At 67.1% G+C, this 18787-nt stretch carries 15 protein-coding genes; 7 read left to right on the top strand and 8 right to left on the bottom strand.

Annotated features, from left to right (window positions below; genetic code table 11):
- The first annotated feature begins 205 nt into the window (after positions 1–205).
- From gatC to HMPREF2716_RS12670, 5 genes are all read left to right on the top strand, one after another.
- Positions 206–493 (top strand): Asp-tRNA(Asn)/Glu-tRNA(Gln) amidotransferase subunit GatC, encoded by a 288-nt coding sequence (gene gatC, locus HMPREF2716_RS12690; protein WP_003094397.1) that lies wholly within the window; start codon positions 206–208, stop codon positions 491–493.
- A 15-nt stretch (positions 494–508) separates the two neighbouring features.
- Positions 509–1963, top strand: a complete 1455-nt coding sequence (gene gatA, locus HMPREF2716_RS12685) for an Asp-tRNA(Asn)/Glu-tRNA(Gln) amidotransferase subunit GatA (RefSeq protein WP_023518076.1) — start codon at positions 509–511, stop codon at positions 1961–1963.
- A gap of 91 nt (positions 1964–2054) precedes the next feature.
- Entirely contained in the window at positions 2055–3515 is a 1461-nt protein-coding gene (gene gatB / locus HMPREF2716_RS12680; protein WP_071536084.1) for an Asp-tRNA(Asn)/Glu-tRNA(Gln) amidotransferase subunit GatB, read from the top strand.
- Between the two features lie 59 nt (positions 3516–3574).
- Positions 3575–3952: a septal ring lytic transglycosylase RlpA family protein gene (locus HMPREF2716_RS12675; RefSeq protein WP_023518077.1), complete on the top strand. Its 378-nt coding sequence runs from the start codon at positions 3575–3577 to the stop codon at positions 3950–3952.
- Between the two features lie 31 nt (positions 3953–3983).
- Positions 3984–4370, top strand: coding sequence for a carboxymuconolactone decarboxylase family protein (locus tag HMPREF2716_RS12670; RefSeq protein ID WP_003094405.1), 387 nt, complete (start codon positions 3984–3986; stop codon positions 4368–4370).
- A 98-nt stretch (positions 4371–4468) separates the two neighbouring features.
- Here HMPREF2716_RS12670 and HMPREF2716_RS12665 read toward each other — a convergent pair whose 3' ends face one another.
- The 8 genes from HMPREF2716_RS12665 to HMPREF2716_RS12630 form a co-directional block, all read right to left on the bottom strand.
- Positions 4469–5260, bottom strand: a complete 792-nt coding sequence (locus HMPREF2716_RS12665) for a YfaP family protein (RefSeq protein ID WP_003116226.1) — start codon at positions 5258–5260, stop codon at positions 4469–4471.
- Between the two features lie 4 nt (positions 5261–5264).
- Positions 5265–6914 carry a YfaQ family protein gene (locus HMPREF2716_RS12660; RefSeq protein ID WP_023119051.1) on the bottom strand — a complete coding sequence of 550 codons (1650 nt, stop codon included), beginning with the start codon at positions 6912–6914 and terminating at the stop codon, positions 5265–5267.
- Entirely contained in the window at positions 6911–11461 is a 4551-nt protein-coding gene (magD, locus tag HMPREF2716_RS12655; RefSeq protein WP_023518079.1) for an alpha-2-macroglobulin MagD, read from the bottom strand. The genes HMPREF2716_RS12660 and magD overlap by 4 nt, the downstream gene beginning before the upstream one ends.
- 26 nt (positions 11462–11487) lie before the next feature.
- Positions 11488–12126 (bottom strand): DUF1175 domain-containing protein, encoded by a 639-nt coding sequence (locus HMPREF2716_RS12650; RefSeq protein WP_003112865.1) that lies wholly within the window; start codon positions 12124–12126, stop codon positions 11488–11490.
- Positions 12123–13892, bottom strand: coding sequence for a DUF2138 domain-containing protein (locus HMPREF2716_RS12645; RefSeq protein WP_004352865.1), 1770 nt, complete (start codon positions 13890–13892; stop codon positions 12123–12125). The genes HMPREF2716_RS12650 and HMPREF2716_RS12645 overlap by 4 nt, the downstream gene beginning before the upstream one ends.
- A 38-nt stretch (positions 13893–13930) precedes the next feature.
- The gene (locus HMPREF2716_RS12640; RefSeq protein ID WP_003094417.1) at positions 13931–14740 is read right to left on the bottom strand and encodes a YfaP family protein; all 810 of its coding nucleotides are present in this window, start codon (positions 14738–14740) and stop codon (positions 13931–13933) included.
- Between the two features lie 162 nt (positions 14741–14902).
- Positions 14903–15463, bottom strand: a complete 561-nt coding sequence (locus tag HMPREF2716_RS12635) for a response regulator transcription factor (RefSeq protein WP_003106283.1) — start codon at positions 15461–15463, stop codon at positions 14903–14905.
- 25 nt (positions 15464–15488) lie between these two features.
- Entirely contained in the window at positions 15489–16757 is a 1269-nt protein-coding gene (locus tag HMPREF2716_RS12630) for an ATP-binding protein (protein ID WP_003094421.1), read from the bottom strand.
- A gap of 276 nt (positions 16758–17033) precedes the next feature.
- Between HMPREF2716_RS12630 and HMPREF2716_RS12625 the strand changes: the two genes are divergently transcribed.
- Both HMPREF2716_RS12625 and HMPREF2716_RS12620 read left to right on the top strand, forming a co-directional pair.
- A complete protein-coding gene (locus HMPREF2716_RS12625) occupies positions 17034–17744 on the top strand; it encodes an SIMPL domain-containing protein (protein WP_003094423.1) in 711 nt (236 codons plus the stop codon).
- A gap of 252 nt (positions 17745–17996) precedes the next feature.
- The coding region (locus tag HMPREF2716_RS12620) for an ABC transporter substrate-binding protein (protein WP_256548118.1) at positions 17997–18787 on the top strand (791 nt) is incomplete at its 3' end.

Genomic DNA, 18787 nt, shown 5'->3' with positions numbered 1-18787 from the left:
ATACGCGGGTAAAAAAGTGCGGCAAACTCTAACAACGACGGGGATTTTGGGCAAGGCGGGCAATATGCTAAATTGCAGGCTTTTCCCGGCCCCACAAGGCCCGTCCAGGCGGAGTTAGACCGCCGACCGCGGCATCCGTTCCCTGCCTTATATAACGCATGGCGCCCCGCCGCCCTTCCAAGGCCGCTTTTGCTGGAGACTCCCGATGGCGCTTGAACGCTCCGACGTGGAAAAAATCGCCCATCTCGCCCGCCTGGGCCTGAGCGAGGCCGATCTTCCGCGCACCACCGAGACCCTGAACAACATCCTCGGCCTGATCGACCAGATGCAGGCGGTCGACACCAGCGGCGTCGAACCGCTCGCCCACCCGCTGGAAGCCACCCAGCGCCTGCGTCCGGACGCGGTCACCGAGACCGATCACCGCGACGCCTACCAGACCATCGCCCCCGCCGTGGAAGAAGGTCTGTACCTGGTTCCGAAAGTCATCGAGTAATAAGGACGCGGACACATGCTGCATCAATTGACCCTCGCCGAGATCGCCCGCGCCCTCGCCGACAAGCAATTTTCCGCCGAAGAGCTGACCCGCACCCTGCTCGGTCGCATCCGGCAGCTGGATCCCCAGCTCAACAGTTTCATCAGCATCACCGACGACCTGGCCATCGCCCAGGCCAAGGCAGCCGACGAACGGCGCGCCAACGGCGAGAACGGCGCCCTGCTCGGCGCGCCGATCGCCCACAAGGACCTGTTCTGCACCCAGGGCGTACGCACCAGCTGCGGTTCGAAGATGCTCGACAACTTCGTCTCGCCCTACGACGCCACCGTGGTCGAGAAGCTCGCCGCCGCCGGCACCGTTACCCTCGGCAAGCTGAACATGGACGAATTCGCCATGGGCTCGTCGAACCAGTCCAGCCACTACGGCGCGGTGAAGAACCCCTGGAGCCTCGACCGCGTGCCGGGCGGCTCCTCCGGCGGCTCCGCCGCGGCAGTCGCCGCGCGCCTGCTGCCGGCCGCCACCGGCACCGATACCGGCGGCTCGATCCGCCAGCCGGCGGCGCTGACCAACCTCACCGGGATCAAGCCGACCTACGGCCGGGTTTCCCGCTGGGGCATGATCGCCTACGCCTCCAGCCTCGACCAGGGCGGCCCGCTGGCGCGCACCGCCGAGGACTGCGCGCTGATGCTGGGGGTGATGGCCGGATTCGATCCGAAGGACTCGACCAGCGTCGAACAGCCGGTGGACGACTACCTGGCCGCCCTGCAGAAGCCGCTGAGCGGCCTGCGCATCGGCCTGCCGCGGGAATACTTCGGCGCCGGCCTCGACAGCCGCATCGCCGATGCGGTGCTGGCCGTGGTCGAGGAGCTGAAGACGCTCGGCGCCACGGTGAAGGACATTTCCCTGCCGAACATGCAGCACGCCATCCCGGCCTACTACGTGATCGCGCCGGCCGAGGCGTCCTCCAACCTGTCGCGCTTCGACGGCGTGCGCTATGGCTATCGTTGCGACGCCCCGCAGAACCTGGAAGACCTGTACAAGCGCTCGCGCGCGGAAGGCTTCGGCAGCGAAGTGAAGAACCGCATCATGGTCGGCACCTACGCACTGTCGGCCGGCTACTACGATGCCTATTACCTGCAGGCTCAGAAGATTCGCCGGCTGATCAAGAACGACTTCGTCAGCGCCTTTGCCGAAGTGGACGTGATCCTCGGCCCGACCACGCCGAACCCGGCCTGGAAGATCGGAGAGAAGAACGACGACCCGGTTTCCCAGTACCTGGAAGACATCTACACCATCACCGCCAACCTCGCCGGCCTGCCGGGGCTGTCCATGCCCGCCGGCTTCGTCGACGGCCTGCCGGTGGGTGTCCAGTTGCTCGCGCCCTACTTCCAGGAAGGTCGCCTGCTCAACGTCGCGCACCAGTACCAGCAGGTCAGCGACTGGCACACCCGCACCCCGGCCGGTTTCTAAGCCATGGCAACGCCACGCAGTCCCCTCCCCTCTCCCGGCGCGGAGAGGGCGACCCGCAGGGTCGGCAGCGGGACTGCGCAGGCACAGAAGGATTGAGGAACACCACATGCAATGGGAAACCGTGATCGGGCTGGAAATCCACGCACAGCTCGCCACCCAATCGAAGATCTTCTCCGGCAGCTCGACCGCCTTCGGCGCCGCGCCGAATACCCAAGCCAGCCTGGTCGACCTGGCCATGCCGGGCACCCTGCCAGTGCTCAACGAGGAGGCCGTACGCATGGCCTGCCTGTTCGGCCTGGCGATCGACGCACGGATCGACCGGCAGAACGTGTTCGCCCGCAAGAACTACTTCTACCCCGACCTGCCGAAGGGCTACCAGACCAGCCAGATGGACCATCCCATCGTCGGCAAGGGCCATCTCGACATCACCCTGGAAGACGGCACCACCAAGCGCATCGGCATCACCCGCGCGCACCTGGAGGAGGACGCCGGCAAGAGCCTGCACGAAGACTTCCAGGGCATGAGCGGCATCGACCTGAACCGCGCCGGCACGCCGTTGCTGGAGATCGTTTCCGAGCCGGACATCCGCAGCGCCAAGGAAGCCGTGGCCTACGTCAAGGCGATCCACGCCCTGGTGCGCTACCTGGGCATCTGCGACGGCAACATGGCCGAGGGCTCGCTGCGCTGCGACTGCAACGTCTCGGTGCGACCGAAGGGCCAGGCCGAATTCGGCACCCGCGCCGAGATCAAGAACGTCAACTCCTTCCGCTTCATCGAGAAGGCGATCAACCACGAGATCCAGCGCCAGATCGAGCTGATCGAGGACGGCGGCAAGGTGGTCCAGGAAACCCGCCTGTACGACCCGAACAAGGACGAGACCCGCTCCATGCGCGGCAAGGAAGAAGCCAACGACTACCGTTACTTCCCCTGTCCCGACCTGCTGCCGGTGGTCATCGAGCCCGAGTACCTGGCGAAGCTGCGCGAGCAACTGCCGGAACTGCCGGTGCAGAAGCGCGAACGCTTCGAGAGCCAGTACGGCCTGTCCGCCTACGATGCCAGCGTGCTGTCCGCCAGCCGCGAGATGGCCGACTACTTCGAGAAGGTCCAGGGTATCTGCGGCGACGCCAAGCTGGCGGCCAACTGGGTGATGGTCGAGCTGGGCAGCCTGCTCAACAAGGACGGCCTGGAGATCGAGCAGTCTCCGGTGTCCGCCGAGCAACTGGGCGGCATGATCCTGCGCATCAAGGACAACACCATCTCCGGCAAGATCGCCAAGATGGTCTTCGAAGCCATGGCCAACGGCGAGGGTTCCGCCGACCAGATCATCGAGGCCAAGGGCCTGAAGCAGGTCACCGACAGTGGCGCCATCGAGAAGATGCTCGACGAGGTGCTGGCGGCCAACGCCGAGCAGGTCGAGCAGTACCGCGCCGCCGACGAGGCCAAGCGCGGCAAGATGTTCGGCTTCTTCGTCGGCCAGGCGATGAAGGCCTCGAAAGGCAAGGCCAACCCGCAGCAGGTGAACGAGTTGCTGAAGAAAAAGCTCGAAGCGTGAGTCAAAGCCAGACGCCGGGTTCGCCCGGCGTCTTCTTGTCCGCCAGGAGCCTGTTGTCCATGCCCAACCCATCCGCCGCCGCGCGCCTCGCCCTCGCCGTCCTGCCCCTGTTCCTCGCCGGCTGCTCCAGCCTCGCCGGCAGCGGTTCCGCGGATACCGGCGAAGCCTCCTACTATGGCAGCCGCCACGCAGGCCTGCGTACTGCCAGCGGCGAGCGCTACAACCCCAACGCAATGACCGCTGCCCACCGCACGTTGCCGTTCGGTACCCGCGTGCGGGTAACCAACCTCGACAACCGCCGCAGCGTGGTGGTGCGGATCAACGATCGCGGGCCTTTCCGCCGCGGGCGGATCATCGATGTATCGCGCAAGGCCGCCGAAAGCCTGGGTATGATCCGCAGCGGCGTGGCGCCGGTTCGGATAGAGTCGCTGGATTGAGCCACCTTCTACCCACGACAGGAACCTTCCGATGAGCGAACAAGGCAAGACCGGCCTGGAGATCCGACGTGAAGTCATGGGCGACGCCTTCGTCGAGCGCGCCATGGGCAACGCCACCGCCTTCACCCAGCCATTGCAGGACTTCGTCAACGAGCATGCCTGGGGCTCGGTCTGGGCCCGCGAGGCGCTGCCGCGCAAGACCCGCAGCCTGATCACCCTGGCCGCCCTGACCGCCCTGAAATGCCCGCAGGAACTCAAGGGGCACGTGCGCGGCGCGCTGAACAACGGCTGCACGGTGGAGGAAATCCGCGAGGCACTGCTGCACTGCGCGGTCTATGCCGGGGTGCCGGCGGCGATCGATGCGTTCCGTGCGGCGCAGGAAGCGATCGATACCTGGCAGGGCGAACAGCCCGCCTGAGCCCAGGAGCCATTCGCAGCGGCATGAGCGCCGCCGTCAGGCCACGCGGTTGGTAACGCCGATGCCTGAACGACGGCGAATAACGCCAGCGCAGGCGCCTACGGATAACTGAAGCGCTTCACCAGCGTCAGCTCGCCAGGCTTGCGCATCGGCACCAGGAAGGTTTCCTGTTTCTCGTTCGGCGTGCCCTCTTCGGTGACCAGGGTGATGCGCGCCGTGGTCAGGTCCTGGGCGGCCTGTTCGGCGCCATCCTCGCTGCTGCCGTAGCCACCGCCGAAGTAGTTGACGTAGACCAGGTAGGGCCCCTTCTGCGGCGTCGGCGTGGCGATGATTTCCGGGCCGTAGCCAGTGGTGACGTCGACATCCAGGGTCGCGCCGTTGGCCAGCGAACGATTGCCATACCAGACATGGTCGCCGTCCGGGGTCACCAGGTGCAGGTCGAGGTCGGTGTTGTCACTGTCCCAGGACAGCAGCACGCGCAGCTTGGCCGGCACTTCCCCGCCGCCGCCACCGTGATAGAACTGGACCCGCCGCGACTGCCCGGCGGCGTTGCGCACCTCGACGCTGTTGCTGCCGGACGGGAAGGCGAACGGGCGGTCGAAGCTGCCATCGGCGTCCACCTTCAGCGGCATGCTCACACCGTTCACCACCAGCGTCGCCGGGCGGTCCTTGGGCTGGCTCTCGATCGCGCCGCGAATGCGCGCGGTGGTCGCCTGGTCGGCGGCGACGTTGACCGAGGACGCCGGGTAGTTCACCACCTGCCGGTAATTGGCGGCGGAACCGTCGCCGGCACGCCAGCCGGAGACCGGCGTATCCAGTTTCACGGGGTTGTCCGCCCAGGCGACGAGGGGAACGCAACTGAGCAGGGCGGCAAGGGACATTCGGTTCATGGAGTCATTCCAGTAGCAGGCGCCGGGCCAGGCTTTCGACATAGTTTTCGTCCTGGCCGCTGGGATGGGCGCGGAAGGCCAGGTGCAGGTATTCGTGGGTGAGGTCCAGGCGTTCCTGTAGGGAATACAGGCCGCGGACGAAGATGCGTTCGCGCTCGCGATCGACATAGGGCCGCCCGGAAGCCAGGCGGCACACGGAAAAACTCTGAATCTCCTCGTAGCCGGGCTCTCGGTCGAGGCGCTCGCGCCACTGCCGGCGCTGCTTGCGCAGCCAGTCTTCGGCAGCCGGCAACGACTGGCAGGCGGCCACCGGGTTGTCCCAGCGGCTCAGGCTGCTGCGCGGGAAAGCCTGGGCGAGGATGCTGTCGTAGCCCAGTCCCTGCCCGGCTTGCTCCACCGCGTGCTTCCAGGACAGGCGCGCCGGACCAGGCTGGTCGGAGTGATAGTTGACGGTCGCCCCGGCCAGCACCAGGTCGGCGCTCCAGGCAGCGATCTGCCGCGTCGGCGCGCTGGCCGGGCGCGGCGCCACGCGCTGGCGCTGGCTGCTGTCATCGATGGCCAGGCATTCGCCGCGCGGCGCGGCGTTTTGCAATAGATAGGTGCGAATGGTCACCGCCAGCGCGCGAGCGGCTTCCTTCGGCTGCGCCGAGGCTTCGCGCTCCAGCACCCGCGCCACGTACTCTTCGCGCGAAACCCGCGCGACCAGGCGCGGCACGCCATCCACCCGTTGCAGGAAGAGGTCGCCGGCGCTGGCGATGTCCAGTCGATTGCCGTTGGCGAAGAGCACTTGCTGCGGACCATGCAGCAGGCCTTCGGCGGCCGGGTGGCCGGAGGGATCGCTGACCGAGCGCAGCGGATAGCGGCTGAACAGGTTCACTTCCACGCAACGGCCCGGATCGGCCGGCCACGGACTCGGCAGGAAGCGCCCGAGCACCTCGGCGTAGCGGTCCAGAATCACCTTGCTGGTTCCCGGGCCGCCGAGCCAGAGCGGCGTTCCATCGACCAGCCAGCCGGCGAAACCGCCCTGGCGCGCCTGCGGGTCATGGTCGTCGAGCCAGCTCCAGGTCTTCACCCGCAGGCGGCCGCCAAGGCTGGCCACGGCATGGCCGTCGCCGGCCTGCAACGCCACATCGAGCAGTACCCGCCGCGCCTCGCCCTGGGCCGGCAGTTGCTGCAACTGCTCCAGAAGCTCCTTAACCGGCACCCGCGTCTGCGGTTGCAGCCGTTCCAGATCGAGCAACCAGGCCGGTGCCTGGCGCGCCTGCCAGTAGCCGCGCCAGGCCTCCGGCCGCAAGGCGAGGCGCTGCGGCTCGAAATACAGCCCGCAGGAGCGCACCAGGGCGCGGTCACGACCGATCGTCTGGCCATTCTCGCAGCAGTAGACCTCCTCGCGGCTGCGCCCCTGGCAGGTATAGGGCGGCTCGGCCTGGCCGGTGTCGCTCAGCCAGGCGAAGACGAACAGTTTCCACAGGCTGCCCAGCGGAGCCTGCAAATCGGCCGGCAACGGCCGGCGCTCGAGCACCCGCTGGCGATCCAGGCTCACCAGTTCGTAGCCCTGGGTCGTGCGCCAGGCCAGCTGGACCGGCGCCTCCGCTGCGCGAAGCAGCAACGGCACGGCGCACAGCAGGACCAGCCAGGCGCGCAACGCAATCACTCGACCTTGACCTTGGCCAGCGCCGGCTTGGCTTCCAGGGCCTGCTGTTCCGGCGCGTAGAGACGCAGGTAGCGGGCCGGTGGCAGGTTGAAGCTGCCTTTCTGGGAGAAACGCACCAGGTGACGGAAACGCTGCTCGCCACTCAGGCTGTCCACCGGCACCCCGTAGAACAACTCGCCCGGTTCGTTGCGCGCGCGCTCCAGGGTGGTCGCTTCGTCGCCGGCCAGGCCGCTGATCTTGATGCCCCAGGTGGTGCGCTCGACATCCGCACCGGGCGGCAGCGGCAGTTCCAGCATGCCGTAGCGTAGAGCGGTGTCTTCCGGAACGGTCAGGGTCACTTCGTCGAGATACAGTTCGTCGCTGGAAAGCGGCTTGTCGCCGACCTCCTCGACCTTGAACTCGAACGCCCCCTCGCCGGGCACCAGGCGCAGCAGGCGACGGCTGATCTGCACCGGCAGTTGCCCGCTCGGCGCCTGGGCGCTGCGGTAGCTGAGCGCAACCGGCAACGGCCGGGCCGGCGCCTCGTCCAGGTCGACCCAGCTCGGAATGCCGCGGCCGCGCCATTGCCAGTAGGTTTCGCCGGTGGCGCCGCGCTGCGCCTGCCAGTCCTTCGGCGGCTGCGGCAGCTTGCCCTGCGGCGCCTGGGCCAGGGCGCCCTGCAGCCAGGTCAGGGCCAGGGCGCGTTCCAGGGTCGATTGCGCCGGCGCCAGGCGTTGCAGCAGAGCGCTGGCCTGCTGGCCGTCCACGGCCGAGCGAGAGGCCAGCAAGGCATCGGTGAACGGCAAGCCGGCCTCACGCAGGCGCTGCGTCGCCGTCTCGGCCTGGGCGGCCAGCGGCGCGGGCACCGCAACCCGCAGATGCCGTGCCAGGTCCACCGCCAGCACTCGCGCGGCGGCCAGGCCGACGGCCGAGTCCGGGTCGCCCAGCACCAGGCCGTCGTCGGCCTCCAGCGGCTCCGCGCGCGCCTGCCCTTCGCCGGCGTTGGCCAGATCGTTGAGCAGGCCGCCGAGCAGGGTGTTCACCGGCAACTGCATGTCGCGGGCGAAAGCCAGGATCAGCGCGCGCTGCAGCAGCGGGGTCTGCGTCGCCTGCTTGGCGTAGGGCTCGAGGATGCGCTGCCAGTGTTCGGCCGGCAGTTGGATCTCCAGTGCGCGGCTGGCGTACCAGTCGGCGTAGTAGGCGTAGGCGGTGAGGAAAGCGTCGCCATCGACGTCGCCGCCCCACCAGGCGAACCAGGCGTCCGGGCCGGCCATCTGCACCAGGCGCAGGCGACTGTTCTGCATGATCAGGCGCAGGCGGTCGCGAATCCGCGGCTCGCCGCCGGCCAGCGCCGGATAGGCGATGCTCAGCGGCAGCAGTTGGCTGGCGGTCTGCTCGACGCCGCCGTAGGGATACTCCAGCAGATCATCGAGATTGCCCAGGTAGGCCGCGGCCGGGCCATCGGCCAGGCGCAGGCGTACGTCGCGGGCGTCCGCCGGCAGTTGCAACGGGTTGCTCGCCGCCGCCAGGCTGAGGTTCTGCGCCTGCTCCACCTGCCAGCCGTCGGCCAGCAGGTTGAAGCGCACCGCCAGGCGGTCGCGGACCTGCCCGTCCTGGCGCAGCTCGGCGCTCCAGTCGCCATCGCTGAGCGGCTGTTGCGCCAGCGGAATGTAGTTGACTCCCTTGGCCAGCTCCAGGGGCTGGCTGCGCTGGCTGCCAGGCGGCCCGCTGAGCAGCTCGGCCTTGACCGGCTGTTCGCCCTGGTTGAAGACGAACAGGCCGAGGTCGGGCTGGTCACCCTGGCGGAAGCGGGTCGGCCCGCTCCATTTCAGGTACAGCGGCTTCTCCGAGCGAAGGAACTGCTTCTTCTGGCCGACCTGGCCGTTGTCGTCGATGGCCCGTGCGGTGATCCGCCAGCGGGTCAGCGAGTCGGGCATGCGGAAGCTGAAGCTGGCCTTGCCCTGGGCGTCGGTGACCAGCTCCGGCTGCCAGGCGGCGGTGTCGACGTCCTCGCGGCGCGGCCGCTCCAGTACCTTGACGCCGCGCTCGCTGCGATTCGCCCGTCCGGGTGCGCTGGTGCTGCCGGGCAACGCCACGTCGTAGCTGATGAAGGCCAGGCTGGCGCTGGTGCGCACGTTGTTGCGCCGCGGATGGTAGAAGAACTGGTCGATGCCGGGGGCGATCTCCGCCTGCAGGGCATAGACCATCTCATCCACCACGCTGACGGTCAGGTGGCTGGAAACCGGTTTGCCGGCGAAGCGCGTGGCCAGGGTCACGGTCACCGTCTCGCCCGGTTCGTAGCGCTCCTTGTCGGTGGCGATGTCGATCTCCACCTGGGGCATGCCGACCTTGATCCCGGCGTTCTGGAAGCTGTAGTCGCCGCCCTTGGTGTAGAGCACCGAGAAGGTCAGGTTCGGCGAGAACTCCTCGCGCACCGGGATCCGCACGCGGTACTGGGTCGGATTGAGCTTTTCCAGGCGCAGCCAGTCGGCGCCCTTGGACAGCAGGGCGGTGGCCTCGACCTTGTCGCGCTCCAGGGACAACAGTGCATCCTCCACCGGCTCGGGGAAGGTGATCAGTGCGGAGGCTTCCTCGCCGGTGCGGTACTCGGGCTTGTCGAACACCACCTCGACGGTGCCCGGCACCGACTTCACGCCCTCGCCGCTCACCGAGTGGCCGGTAGCGCCAAGGAGCTGGCCCTTGTCGTCGCGCAGCTCCACGGAATAGGTACCGGGGCGCTCGAAGGCCAGCGCGAAGCGGCCGTCGGCGACCGGACCGCTGTCGGTGGCGCGGTCCTCCAGGCGGATCCACTGGTAGCTGCTCGGCTTGAGCGGGGTCGGCTGTTCGCTGGCATAGCTGAACTCGACCTTCTCGCCGGCGGCGCTGAAGCGCTGCGGCGCGCTCAGGCGGTAGCGCGCGGCACCGCGCTCGATGAGGATCTCCTTGCTGGTCTTGACCCGGTAGGCGGCGCCGTCGCTGGCGAAGATGGTCAGCATGTAGCGACTGGGTTTCTCGGCCGGCGGCAATTCGATGGCGGCGCGGCCCTTGCCGTCGGTGGTCAGTTCGGTGCTGCTCAGTTCCACCGGGAACTGGCCGAGATACTGCAGTTCGTTGTCCACCATCGACAACTGCTGGGCGCGCAGGCTCAGTTGCAGGCGCGCGTTGGCCACCGGCTTGCCGTCCGGATAGAGCAGGACGATCTCGCCCTTCACCGGCTCGGCGGTCTTGAAGTCCGGCTTGGCCAGGTCGAGGGAGACTTCGAAGTGCGGCTTGATGTATTCGGCGACGCGGAAGGCGCTGCTGTAGGTCTGCCCGCGGTAGTCGAAGCGCAACTCGTAGCCGCCGGCGACGGCGTTCTCCGGCAGTTGGAAGCGGCCATTGGCGCCGCTCTTCGCGTCGAAGCGGAGGTCCAGGCTTTGCAATACCGTGCCGCTGGCGTCGATCACGCTCAGGCGCACCGGCGCGCTGGCGGCGGCCTGGGATTGACGGGCGTCCTTGAACTCGCGGCCGACCATCTTCAACGAGACCCAGTCGCCCGGCCGGTACAGCGGGCGGTCGGTGAAGGCGTAGATCTTGGTGTCGTAGATCTCGCTGTCGTAATAGAAGTTCTCGGAGACGAAGACCCCACCCTCGCGGTCCTCGCCGATCACGTAGGAGCGCTCCGGACTGGCGTGCTTGAGCCGCAGCAGGCCGTCGGCGTCGGTATTGCCGCTGCTCATCACGCCCAGGCCGTCGGTCCACAGCACCTTGGTGTCGGGCACCGGGGTGCCTTCGTGCTTGCGTGCGGTCCAGACCAGCAGCTCGTCGCCGGCGACCTTGCTCACCGCCACGCTGTTGGAGACGAACACCACGGTGGTGGCGCGGTACTTGCCGACCAGCGCCTCGACCAGGTACAGGCCCGGCTTCAGCTTGCCCAGCGGGATGTAGACATTGCCCGGCACGACGTTGATGAACTCGCTGGAGGAACCGGCCAGCTTGACGTCCTGCGGCGGCTCGATGGGCTTGGCGTCCCACAGCGGATAGCGGAACTGGCTGACCAGCGGCAGGCCGGGAATCGGCGCGTATTGCGGCTGAGCGTCGTAGGGCGTCGGCGCGGTCATGGCGTTGCCCATCTTCAGCTCGGGCACCGCCTCGGTGACCTGTTGCCGCGACTCGTAGGAGAAGGCGCGCTGCATCACCCGGCGCGACTTGCGATACCAGTTGTCCCAGAGATAGGCCAGGGTGTTCGACAGGCCTTCGCCCTTGAACTGTCCCTCGGCCAGGACCCGGTGCAGGTTCTTCTGCCGCTTGAGGAACTCCAGCGGCTGTTCGATCCGGTACAGGCGCACGTCGACCCCGCCATAGGGCTCCATGCGGTAGCGCCGGTAGTCGCGGCCGGGCGCTTCGAGACGGACCCGCGCTTCCTCGTCGGTGGCGAAGCTGCTGTCGGCGAGCAGGAAGAAGGATTCGCCGGCCATCGGCGTGTAGCCGCTCGGTTCCACCGTGTCTTCCGCCTGGACGGCGGCGAACGGCAGCAGGACCAGGGCGGCGACCGCCAGGCTACGGCTGAAACGGCGCAGGTTGCTCATTGCTGTGGTCTTCACTGGGACGCGATTCATTGAGAGAGGAAAGCCAGCCGATAGATGCCGATAAAGTTGGGATTGGATTCGTCGGGGATCCATCGGGTGTCCTTCCATGTCATGAGTTGTTGCAGGCTGACCGAGCGCATGCCGTTATCGGTCGGGGTGCTGCTGCCGGTGTGATAGGCGATGGAGCGGCCCATCCAGATCATCAGGTGCTGGTCGTCGCCCTGGTCGTAGAACATCAGGTCGCCGGGACGCGCCTGGTTGAGGTCGCGACCGACCAGCCGGCTGTTGAACTGCACCAGCTTGATCGCATTCACGTAGGGCCCGACCTGGCCGCCACCCTGCTGCCAGTTCTGCGCCAGGCGCCGTTGCTCGGGACTGAGCGCCAGCTCCGGGGGCAGGTAGCGGTTGGACAGGCCGTTGGCGCGCAGCCACTTGCCATCGTGGACTTTCAGCGCCTCGTTGGCGGCGAAGCGCACCAGGCCGGCGCAGTCCTGCTGGTGCCAGCGCGGACTCGGCCCTTGGCGCAACTGTTCCTGGGCGATGCGCACGAACCAGGCGCGGAATACCTGCGATTGCTGCGGGTCGAGCGTTACCGCGGGCTCGCCGCGGGCAACGCCGCTGGCCAGCAGGAGCAGCGCCAGGCCGAAGGCAGTCAGGCGTCTCACAGCGACCGCCATTCCAGCGGCAGCCATTGCCACGGTGCGTTGGCCTGGCTTCCGGCAGGCAGCCCGAGGGCGTAGCTGCCCTTGCCGGCGAGGGTTTTCAGGCGCGGCATCAGGTAGGTGTCGGCGGCATTGCGGAATACCGGCTCCATGTCCTGCGGCAGGCTGTCGAGGGTTTCCCGTTGCAGCAGTTCGGAGAGCGGCTGCGGCGCCAGGTAGGCCGGTACCAGCGCATCCTTCGGCAACACCTCGGCGAGCGGCGGATAGCGCTTGTCGAGGGTGTCCAGGGCCTTGCCGAGCAACTGGTCGTCGAGGGAGAACAGCAGGGTCTGGCCATGGCGCGCCATGCCGATGCGGAAGAACGCGCGGCCGCTGATGCTGTCCGGGTTGTCCGCCTGGCTGGCCGGATAGGCGCCGAAGTTCGAGCTGACCTGGCGGGTCCAGCGGCGGGTCTGGCCATCCACCCGGTCTTCCACCGGGAAGCTGCCACCCTCGACCTTGGCTTCCTTCGCGCCGATCACACGGCCGAACAGCTTGCCCAGCTCGTCGTCGAGTTCGGCACTGGCCGGCGCGCTCAACTGGCCCACCAGCAGCGGCGAATGCAGCCGCGAACTGGCGTACCAGCAGAGACCGGCGGCGCCGCTGAGATGCTCGGAGAAGGCCTGGGCCATCTTCTGCTCGGCCCCCAGGCGCTCCAGCATCACCCCGTACAGGCCGGGGGTGACCGGCAGCGCCACGCAGGCGCTGGCGCCCATCGGCATGGCCTGCCAGACCGGGGCGAAGTCCAGCGGCGGCTGGCGTTCCACCTCGTTCAGCGCCAGGTAGCTGCTCCAGCCCTGCTCGCCCTTCTCGAAGCGCACCCCGGCAAAGCTCGGGATGAAGCGCTGGTAGCCCATGGCCAGGACGCTGGCATTGAGGGTGATGCGCTGGCGCAGCTCGCCGCGGCCCGGCAGGCCGAAGCGCTCGGGGAACAGTTCGTCGCCGTCGAGCAGTGCCTCCAGGTCTTCGCTGGCCGGAGCGTTCAGCGGGCTGTCGTCGCTCTCGCCACCATCGTCGAAGAGCATCCGAGGGTTCGACAGCAACAACAGCCGGTCGCCCTTGGACAGGAACAGCATCGCCTTGTCGTTGCCGTAGCGCAGGCGATAGACCGAGGTTCCCGCCAGCTCGCCGACCTTGCGCAACTGCTGGTCGTCGGCGGCGATATGGGCCAGCGGCTCGAGCACCCGCGCCAGGCCGCCGCGCTTGAGCACCACCACGAAGTCGCGCAGGCGGCCGTCGGCGCCGCGCCAGAGGGCGACCTGGGCCGGTTGGTCGAGCAGTTCCTCGACCAGGCTGTCCTTCAGGGTCAGGTCGTGCTCGTAGATGATCCGCCGCAACGTACCGGTCAGGCCGAGGCGGTCGCCATTGTTCTCGTAATAGAAGACGAAGTCCTCGGTCAGGGTATCGCGCAGCAACGGCACCTCGAGGATTTCCTTCGGCAGGCGGCTCAGCGACACGCTCTCGATCAGCGCGTCGGGCTTGCGCAGGTCACGGTAGGCACGTGGCGCGTCGGCGTCCGCGGGTGCCTGGGCGCCGATCGGCTGGCCGAGGTCCTCTTCGGCCGGGCGCCCTCCGCCGAGCCGCTCCAGCCAGCCCATCTGCCAGGCCAGCACACCGCCGGCGGCCAGCGCGGCGACGATCCCCAGCACCGGCCACAGGGCGCTTCGGGTGCGCGCAGCGGCGGGCGCAGGGGTTCCGTTGGCAGGGCTGGGGGTGTTGTTCTCGCTCATGGTTCGCTAATCCCGTGTCATCCGTACGAGGGGATGCTTCAGTAGGTAAAGGTCTTGACCAGCACCAGGTCACCGATGGTGCGCAGGGGCACGACGAAGGTCTCGTGCTTCTCGTCGACGCTGTTTTCGTTGAACACCAGGTTGACCTGCGCGGTGATCACGTCCTGTACGTTGCTGCCGGCCTGGAAGTTGTAGCCCTGGTTGTTGAGGTTGCCCCAGTAGTTCACGTAGATCAGGTAGGTGCCGTGCAGCGGCGCGCCCATGGTGAACATCTCCGGGCCGGGCCCGTCGACGCCGTCCGGATCGAGGCCGCCGCTGTTGCTCAGGCGCGGATGCGCCCAGTAGGCGTGCTGGCCATCGGGGGTGACGATATGCAGGTCGAGCTCGGCCTTCGGATCGTCCCAACCCAGCACCACGCGCACGCGCGGCGGCAGTTGGGAGCGATTGGCCTCGTAGAACTGTACGCGCTTGAGGATCTTGCCGTCGGCGCTGCCGACCTGGACGCCGTTGGAGCCGTGGCCGAACGCATAGGGGCGGACGAAGCGCCCGGCGCCGTCGGTATAGAGAGGGAGAGGATTGCCGTTGACCACCAGGCGCTGGGCGCGCTCGGTGCCGACCAGTTCGCGCAGGTGTCCTTCGATCAGGCTGCGGCCGCGCTGGCCGCCGCGATCGATGGGCGGAGTCGGATAGGCGACACGCGGGGCATCGGGCTGCTCGAGCAGGCCGGAATAGCGCCAGCCTGCCGTCGGACCATCCAGGTCCACCGAAGGCTCGGCTAGTGCAGGCAGCCCGAAGGCCAGTCCGAACAGCACCGACAGGCAGCCGGCACTCGAACCGAAGATACGCATGATCAATCCCTGGTCGTGCGATTCATGAAAGTTGCATCTTAACGATTGCGCTGTCCGCTGGATATCCCCGGCGACCGGCGGAATGTGCGAAATCCACCGCGATTCGACGGAAAGCGGAAAGTATAGGGGGCGCCATGCGGCGCCCCCGTTGTCATTTACGCTTCAGCGCCGTACCGGCCGCTTCTGCAGCTTGCGCTGCAAGGTCCGTCGATGCATGCCCAGGGCGCGGGCGGTGGCGGAGATGTTGCCCTCGTGCTCGGCGAGCACGCGCTGGATGTGCTCCCATTGCAGGCGATCCACCGACATCGGGTTTTCCGGCACCAGGGTGTCCAGGTCGGCGTGCTCGGAGAGCAGCGCGGCCAACACGTCATCGGCATCCGCCGGCTTGCACAGGTAGTTGCAGGCGCCGCGCTTGATCGCCTCCACCGCGGTGGCGATGCTGGAATAGCCGGTGAGGATCACCACCCGCATGTCCGCGTGCAGCTCCAGCAGCTTCGGCAGCAGCACCAGGCCGGAGTCGCCTTCCATCTTCAGGTCGAGCACGGCATAGTCCGGCGTGTCCTGCTGGGCCAGCGCCAGGCCTTCCTCGGCGGAGCCGGCGGTGCTGACCCGCAGGCCGCGACGGCTCATGGCCCGCGCCAGGACCCGGGTAAAGGTGGGATCGTCGTCCACCAGCAGGAGATGGGGTTGTTCTTCCCCTTCGAAGAGCAGCTCTTCAGACATAGGCAGGGCCTCTCAGACGGATCACTCAAGCCATTCCGTAGCTGCGCGGCAAGCGCAGTTCGGTCAGAGTGCCGCCATCTTCGTGGTTATACAACTTCACCGTTCCACCAGCGCGGGTCACGCTGGCCTGACTGAGAAACAGGCCGAGGCCGAAGCCCTTGCCCTTGGTGGTGAAGAACGGTTTGCCGATCTGTTCGGCGATCGCCAGGGGCACCCCGACGCCGTGGTCGCGGATACTCAGGCAGATACTGCTGCTGTCCCAGTCCAGGCGGATGTCGAGGTCGTCGGGACAGGCGTCCGCCGCATTGTTCAGCAGGTTCAGCAGAGCCTGGCTGAGGTCGGTCGGCGGGGTCAGGCGCGGCGCGGAGCCGAGGCCCAGGCACTGGTAGCGGTAGGAAGCCTCCGGACGCATCAGGTGCCAGCGGCGCAGCACCGATTCCAGCCATTCCGCGGCGCTTTGCTCCTCGATCGCCTGACGACGGTCGGCCTCGGCCGCCCGTACCAGTTGCTGGAGGGTGTGCTTGCACTGCTTGACCTGTTCCTGGAGCAATGCCAGGTCTTCCTGCAGGGTCGGGTCCTGCGGGCGCTCCTGGCGCAGCTCGTTGAGCAGCACGCTCATGGTCGCCAGCGGCGTACCCAGTTCGTGCGCGGCACCGGCCGCCTGGGTGGCCACCGCGAGCAACTGCTGGTCGCGCATGCTTTCCTCGCGCCGCTCGGCCTGCATGTGCGCCTGCCAGCGCAGGGCCTCGGACATCTTCACCACGAAGAAGGTGATGAAGGCCGCCGACAGGGCGAAGTTCAGCCACATGCCGAACAGGTGCAGGTTGATCAGCATCGCCTCGTGCTGAACCGCCTGCAGGTGCAGCGGGTGGTACCAGATCAGCAGCAGGGTGTAGCCAGTCAGGGCCAGGCCGGAGAGCACCATGGAGTAGATCCAGGGCAGGGTCGCAGCGGCGATGGTCAGCGGTACCAGGTAATAGGAGACGAAGGGGTTGGTCGAGCCGCCCGAGTAATACAGCAAGGTGCTGTGGATGATCAGGTCGCAGGCCAGTTGTACCGCGTACTCCTGGTCGGTCACCGGCCACGGCGCGCGCAGGCGCAGCGCGGTGAACAGGATCAGGCAGGCGGACAGGCCAAGGGTCAGGCCGAGCGCCAGCCACGGCAGCGGCAACAGGTCGGAGAGCCAGGCGAAACCCACCGAGCCGGCCTGCGCGGCCAGCACGAGAATACGGATGAGGAGCAGACGGCCAAGGTTCTGGCGACTGGCGGAGAGCAGGAAAACCGGTGCGCGCATGTTTTCTTCCGGAATAAGCGCGAGTATAGCCAAGACGCTGTCGGCAACTCTGCGGCAAAGTGACTCAGAAACCTCGCAGGTCGCCATCCTGCCCTGTTTCGCCGAGCGCTGTCAGGGCTCAGATCAGTAAATTTCACGTTTTTTCCGAAATCGCCTAACCCGTTCCGGGAAAAGCCTTCGTCTCATGGTCCAAGACTGGCGTATAGGCGTGTTTGCCGCGCCTGCCGGAACGATGCTCTACAGTGTGAATTCAGCCTTAGTACAAGGAGTTGCCCAATGTCTGCGATTTCCCGCCTGGCCGCCGCCGTCACCCTCTGCGCCGCCAGCCTCTCGGCCGTCGCCGAGGAAGCGCCGCGCTACAACCAGGTCTCGCTGCACGCCGAAGTCAGCCAGCAGGTGGCCCACGACCTGATGCAGGTCACCCTCTACAGCGAAAACCAGGGCAGCGATCCGGCCAAGCTCGCCGCCGAGACCACCAGCGTCCTCAACGCCGCCGTCGCCGACGCGCGCAAGGTCAAGGGCGTGACCATCAGCCTGGGCAGTCGCAACAGCTATCCGGTCTACGACGACAAGGGCCAGAAGATCACCGGCTGGCGCGAGCGCGCCGAGCTGCGCCTGGAAAGCTCCGACTTCGCCGCCCTCGGCCAGCTTTCCGCCGACCTGCTGGGCAAGCTGAAGATGGGCGGCATGGACTTCAGCATCGCCGATGCGACCCGCAAGAAGAACGAGGACCAATTGATGAAAGGCGCCGTGGACGCGTTCAAGGAGCGCGCCCAGTTGCTCACCGAGGCGCTCGGCGGCAAGGGCTACAAGCTGGTCAGCCTGAGCGTGAACAGCGCCGGCGCACCGCGCCCGTACCCGGTGATGCGGATGGCGGCGATGAAGGCCGACGCCAGCTTCGGTGGCGCCCAGGCGCCGGAGATCGAGGCCGGGACCAGCCAGGTCACGGTCAACGCCGACGGTGTGATCGAGGTGCAGATGCCCTGATCCGGTCGGCGCGCACCACAAGAGGCAGCCTCCGGGCTGCCTCTTGCGTTTCCACTGTCTCTCGCGCAGCAAACGCGGCCTGCGTCGCGTTTGCGCAAATTCGAAAATGCGACATTCCCTTTCAAACGGATAACAACATCTACACTGAACCGACCTCGACGCTTGCGGCCGGCACATGCCCTGCATAGCTTCGCGCAAGACAGCTCACGAGGCTGTCCCTCGCAGACAATCAAAATAACCAGAGGTCACTCCATGCGTAGAAACGCCGTCATCCGCTCCGCGATCATTCCCTCGCTGCTCGGCGCAGCGCTGGTCGCCGCCGCTCCCCAGGCCTTCGCCAGCAACCTGATCTTCTGCTCGGAAGGCAGCCCGGCCGGCTTCGATCCCGCCCAGTACACCACCGGTACCGATTTCGACGCCGCGGCGGAAACCGTCTTCAACCGCCTGACCCAGTTCGAGCGCGGCGGCACCAAGGTCCTTCCCGGCCTCGCGGAAAGCTGGGACGTCAGCGACGACGGCAAGACCTATACCTTCCACCTGCGCAAGGGCGTGAAGTTCCACAGTACCGACTACTTCAAGCCGACCCGCGAATTCAATGCCGACGACGTGCTGTTCACCTTCGAACGCATGCTCGACAAGGATCATCCGTTCCGCAAGGCCTACCCCACCGAGTTTCCCTACTTCACCGACATGGGCCTGGACAAGAACATCGCCAGGGTCGAGAAGCTCGACGAGCATACGGTGAAGTTCACCCTCAACGAGGTCGACGCGGCCTTCATCCAGAACCTGGCGATGCCCTTCCCATCGATCCAGTCCGCCGAATACGCCGCGCAACTGCTCAAGCAGGGCAAGGCCAGCGACATCAACCAGAAGCCGATCGGCACCGGCCCGTTCGTGTTCAGCCGCTACCAGAAGGATGCGCAGATCCGCTTCAAGGGCAACAAGGACTACTGGAAGCCGGACGAGGTGAAGGTCGACAACCTGATCTTCGCTATCAACACCGACGCCTCGGTGCGCGCGCAGAAGCTCAAGGCCGGCGAGTG

It is taken from the genome of Pseudomonas sp. HMSC076A11, from assembly GCF_001810205.1.
Classification (GTDB): domain Bacteria; phylum Pseudomonadota; class Gammaproteobacteria; order Pseudomonadales; family Pseudomonadaceae; genus Pseudomonas; species Pseudomonas aeruginosa.
The sequence above is the reverse complement of the archived record's forward strand: the minus strand, read 5'-3'. Positions and strand labels throughout refer to the sequence as shown.

Coding starts and splice junctions, on each gene's coding strand:
- HMPREF2716_RS12670 (WP_003094405.1), top strand. CDS start 3,984: ATGAGCGAACAAGGCAAGACCGGCCTGGAGATCCGACGTGAAGTCATG.
- gatC (WP_003094397.1), top strand. CDS start 206: ATGGCGCTTGAACGCTCCGACGTGGAAAAAATCGCCCATCTCGCCCGC.
- gatA (WP_023518076.1), top strand. CDS start 509: ATGCTGCATCAATTGACCCTCGCCGAGATCGCCCGCGCCCTCGCCGAC.
- HMPREF2716_RS12630 (WP_003094421.1), bottom strand. CDS start 16,757: ATGCGCGCACCGGTTTTCCTGCTCTCCGCCAGTCGCCAGAACCTTGGC.
- magD (WP_023518079.1), bottom strand. CDS start 11,461: ATGAGCAACCTGCGCCGTTTCAGCCGTAGCCTGGCGGTCGCCGCCCTG.
- HMPREF2716_RS12635 (WP_003106283.1), bottom strand. CDS start 15,463: ATGTCTGAAGAGCTGCTCTTCGAAGGGGAAGAACAACCCCATCTCCTG.
- HMPREF2716_RS12665 (WP_003116226.1), bottom strand. CDS start 5,260: ATGAACCGAATGTCCCTTGCCGCCCTGCTCAGTTGCGTTCCCCTCGTC.
- HMPREF2716_RS12625 (WP_003094423.1), top strand. CDS start 17,034: ATGTCTGCGATTTCCCGCCTGGCCGCCGCCGTCACCCTCTGCGCCGCC.
- HMPREF2716_RS12675 (WP_023518077.1), top strand. CDS start 3,575: ATGCCCAACCCATCCGCCGCCGCGCGCCTCGCCCTCGCCGTCCTGCCC.
- HMPREF2716_RS12645 (WP_004352865.1), bottom strand. CDS start 13,892: ATGAGCGAGAACAACACCCCCAGCCCTGCCAACGGAACCCCTGCGCCC.
- HMPREF2716_RS12640 (WP_003094417.1), bottom strand. CDS start 14,740: ATGCGTATCTTCGGTTCGAGTGCCGGCTGCCTGTCGGTGCTGTTCGGA.